The sequence below is a fragment of the Sphingomonas sp. S6 genome (genome assembly GCF_043498045.1).
GTDB lineage: Bacteria > Pseudomonadota > Alphaproteobacteria > Sphingomonadales > Sphingomonadaceae > Sphingomonas.
The window spans coordinates 1-3,709 of the sequence record NZ_JBIEOE010000040.1; the positions used below are offsets into that span (position 1 = coordinate 1).

General features: G+C 64.5%; 1 protein-coding gene, 1 tRNA gene and 1 pseudogene. 2 read left to right on the top strand and 1 reads right to left on the bottom strand.

Features of this window, described 5'->3' with window-relative positions:
- The first annotated feature begins 22 nt into the window (after positions 1 to 22).
- Positions 23 to 99, top strand: a tRNA-Met gene (locus ACGVWT_RS19090).
- 618 nt (positions 100 to 717) lie between these two features.
- Here the strand turns inward: ACGVWT_RS19090 and ACGVWT_RS19095 are convergent.
- A complete protein-coding gene (locus ACGVWT_RS19095; RefSeq protein ID WP_315463146.1) occupies positions 718 to 3,003 on the bottom strand; it encodes a TonB-dependent receptor in 2,286 nt (761 codons plus the stop codon).
- Positions 3,004 to 3,482: 479 nt separating this feature from the next.
- Here ACGVWT_RS19095 and ACGVWT_RS19100 point away from each other — a divergent pair.
- Positions 3,483 to 3,709 (top strand): annotated as a pseudogene (locus ACGVWT_RS19100) (hypothetical protein); the annotation flags it as partial.

Consider the following 3,709-nt stretch of genomic DNA (forward strand, 5'->3'; position numbering starts at 1 on the left):
TCTCACTCCGGTAATGCAGTGTCGCGGGGTGGAGCAGCCCGGTAGCTCGTCAGGCTCATAACCTGAAGGTCACAGGTTCAAATCCTGTCCCCGCAACCATTTCCAAAAAGCCACAACCGTCTCAGGATACCCCCGAGGCGGCTTTTTTATGCCTTTCTTGCGCGACCTGCCGGGGCGGATGCCCCATCAGCAACCAAAGATCGCAGTAGGCCGACAAGCTGGCCGACCGGACCTCGTAGTTCGCCTCAACGGCGCCAAGCTATGGCGGACGAAGTGCCGCTTCCCTGGCGGAGGAAAGCTGCTTTCTCTCGGTGCCTATCCCAACTTCAGCCTTGCCCGGCCCGCCTTAGCGGACCGAAGCCCAGCAGAGCTGGCGCAGGGCCATGATCCAGGCGGAAGGCCACGCCTGAGGCCGTCATGGCGTTCAAGGCGGCCGCACGCTCGCGGCACCGCCATCGGCTGCCGTGGCTCAGCGACGGGCATGCGCACAGCGCCTCGCCTCGCATCAGCACGATGCCTTTCCGGCGGTCGGCAAGACCAACGGGCGCAGCGTCACGTCGGCCTATGTCCATGGGGATGAGTGCCGACGCACGCCGCGCTCAACGTCGGTCGCGGCCTTGAGGCCGCCCCGTTCGCGCTGCCGGTCCGCTCGTGCCCGCCGCAGCCGCGTGGCATGGGCCAAGCCACCGACGACCGCGACGAGCGAGGCCAAGACTGTTACAGATGCAGTTCCACACCGACACCGAACGTCTGCGGATCGCCGACGATGCCGCGATTGCCGTCGGGGGTGCGGTACTGGAGGTAATCCTCGTCCAGCAGGTTCCGCGCGAAGGCGAACACGGTCCAGCGACCGGCATCATAGCCGAGCCGCGCATTCACCACCGTGCGGCCGGACACTCGCGACTGGTTCTGCGCGGTTCCGACATCGGTAAAGACGCCGCTGCGATAATTGGCGTTGACGTTGCCGACGATGGCACCGGCGCGGCCGTTGATCCCGCCCGCCAGCGTCCAGCGGGGCGCATAGGGGAATTGCGATCCGGCCAGGTTGACCGTGCTGGTCGAACCCGCTGGCAGATCGAAGCGGTCGTATTTGGTCCGAACGTAGCCGGCCGAAGCATAAGCGTCGAACACGCGGTTGAGGCGGCCCTGCACCTCCAACTCTCCGCCATAAAGGTGCGACTTGCCGGCGTTCACCGTATAGTAGTCATAGGCGTTGAGGCCGAAGAAGGCCGTCGTCTGCTGGTCCTTCCAATCGACGTAGAAGACGTTGGCATTGACCGTCAGCCTGCCGCCCAGCCAGCGCGAGCGCAGTGATCCTTCATAATTCCAGCTATATTCCGGATCATAGGCGACGAGCGTTGCGCGCGCCGGATTCTGGCTGGAGCCGCCAGAGCGATAGGCGCGCTGCACGGTAAAGGCGGTGGTCAGATCGGGCGTCCACTCCATGCTGAGGCCGGCCTTCGGCAGGAAGGCGTCGAAGCTGCGGGCGCTGCTGGCCCGCGCCGATGCCGCCTGCGCGACCAGCCCGAGCACGCCGCGATTGATCGCGTTCACCGCCAGGTTGAGCGGGGTGCCCGCTGCGCCAAATGCGGCCGGGCTCGGCAATGTGCCGTTGAAGATCGCGATCGTCTCCGCGCCGTAGCGGTTGTCTTCGTGATCGTAGCGGAAGCCAGCGAGCAGCGAGAGGCGATCGGTCACGCGCAGGCGACCGTCCCCGAACAGCGCGGCGTTCTTCACCAGCAAGGGCTGGTCGGCGCTATAGCGGACCGGTATCTGCGGCAGCGCGGTGGCATAGGCCGTTGCGATCTGCCGTGCAGCGGCGGCTGGGAAACCGCCACTCTGCAACAGTCCGACGATTGTGGTGACAGGCGTTGCGATGTTCAGGCGGTTGTTGGCGGCTAGCCCGCCGGAACGCCGATAGGCCCAGGCGCCCAGCACGCCGCTCAGTCGCTCGCCGTCGTAATTGAGGCGGAGCTCCTGCGTCCAGGTCCGGTAACGACTGTCATTGCTGATGAACTGGACGTCGGCGGCCGTGCCGTCCGCGTCCGTCTGCGCCAACGTCGCGGTACGATTGAACGAGGTGACGCTCGACAGTCGCAGGCGGGGGGCGATCTTGTAACCGACGTTCAGCACCGCGATGTCGGAGCGGATGTGGCCGCGGTTAGGCTGGTCGCTGGTCGAGCGGCGATGATCGTAGAAGTCCGGCGTGGTGAGGTTGGTATATTCGTAAAGATAGCCGCCATCGCGCCGGACGCGATTGTAGCTTGCCTTCACGTCGAGCCCGGGCAGCGACCGTGGCGTCCACTGGAGCTTGCCGCGCAGGTTGAGCGTGCGCAGGCTGTCATCGTACCCACCTCGCGTGACGTTGCGGATGATGCCGCGATCTGCGCGGCGTTCGGCCGACAGGCGAATGCCCAGCTCGTCGCGGATCAGCGGTCCGCCTGCTGCGGTCGAGAAGGTGCGATCGTTGCGGTCCGTCCACAGGATGCGGCCGTCCGCACTATAGTCGGCGACGGAGGCATCGCGGGTCGTCAGCACGATCGCGCCGGCCAACGCGTTCAAGCCCTGGATAGTGGATTGCGGCCCGCGTAGGATTTCGACCTGATCGATGTCCCAAAGATCCGTCGGTCCCCCGAATAGCGCCTGGCGCGGGATGGGCGCACCGTCCACATACACGGTCGCCGTGTCCGCATCGCCGCCGGCACCTACACCCTTATTGTTGATTCCGCGGATGGTGAAGCCGGCGGAGCCGTAGGTTTCTGAGACATTGGCAGTGCGGTTGTAGACATCCTGGATCGTCAGAATGTTCTCCTGCCGGATGCGCTCGGGCGTGGTGACCGCAACGCTGGTGGTTGTGTCCTGAAGCGTTCGGTTCGACTTCTCACCGGTGACGATGATGTCGTCCGGTTGGACGTCTTGCGTGGAGTCGGCCGTCTGTTGCGCGGCACTGGGTGTCGCGGCGACCACCATGCCGGTGCAGAGCAAGTAAGCGATCGGTTTCATTTTGCCCCCTTTGTGAGGGGGCGCAGATACGACTAATGATAATGACTATCAATAGGATCGGTCGTGGCTAGGAGATGCGCCCGTGCGGGTGGCACGACCGTCCGGCTGTAACCAACGCGCGAATGGGCGTTTTCCGCGAGATCACGGTGGTAAAAAATTCCGGGTCGGATTGCCTGCGGGAGAATGATCGGCCCTCCCCATGCAGACTCACCGTCCGCGTGTCGTTCGTACCGACGAGATGGACACGTGTCCGCGCCCGGGAAGACGGAAGATGCACCGACCGACCGGGAGCGGTTCATTTTCCGCCTTGCGGACACCAAAACGGCGCGGCTGACGCGGGAGATTGTAGCTTAGCAGACACCATAGCCGGCCGCTGGACGGAGACCATAGCACGCGGCATTACTTCGAGGGTGCATCGGGGGGCGGATATGCGGTCAATCCAAGTGGAGGATATCCGTTCGAACCAGTGGGGCGGGGCGGTGGCGCTGGAGCCGCGCTTCGCTCCAATGATCGAGCGGCTTGAGCGTCTGGCCGCAGATAGCCCGCGCTCCCATGGCTACCGTGTGCTTGCGGCAGGGATGCTCGGCTATGCCGTGCTTGCCGGCATTCTGCTGCTATTTCTGTCAATCGGCGTCCAAAAAGGACCCCCTATCGGCGTGCAAAAGGGACCCCCTTCGTCGAGCAGCGTAACGGGTATGACGGGCGC

What these genes read in the sequence shown, in the direction of transcription:
- ACGVWT_RS19095 (WP_315463146.1), bottom strand. Translation starts at nt 3,003, where the DNA reads ATGAAACCGATCGCTTACTTGCTCTGCACCGGCATGGTGGTCGCCGCG.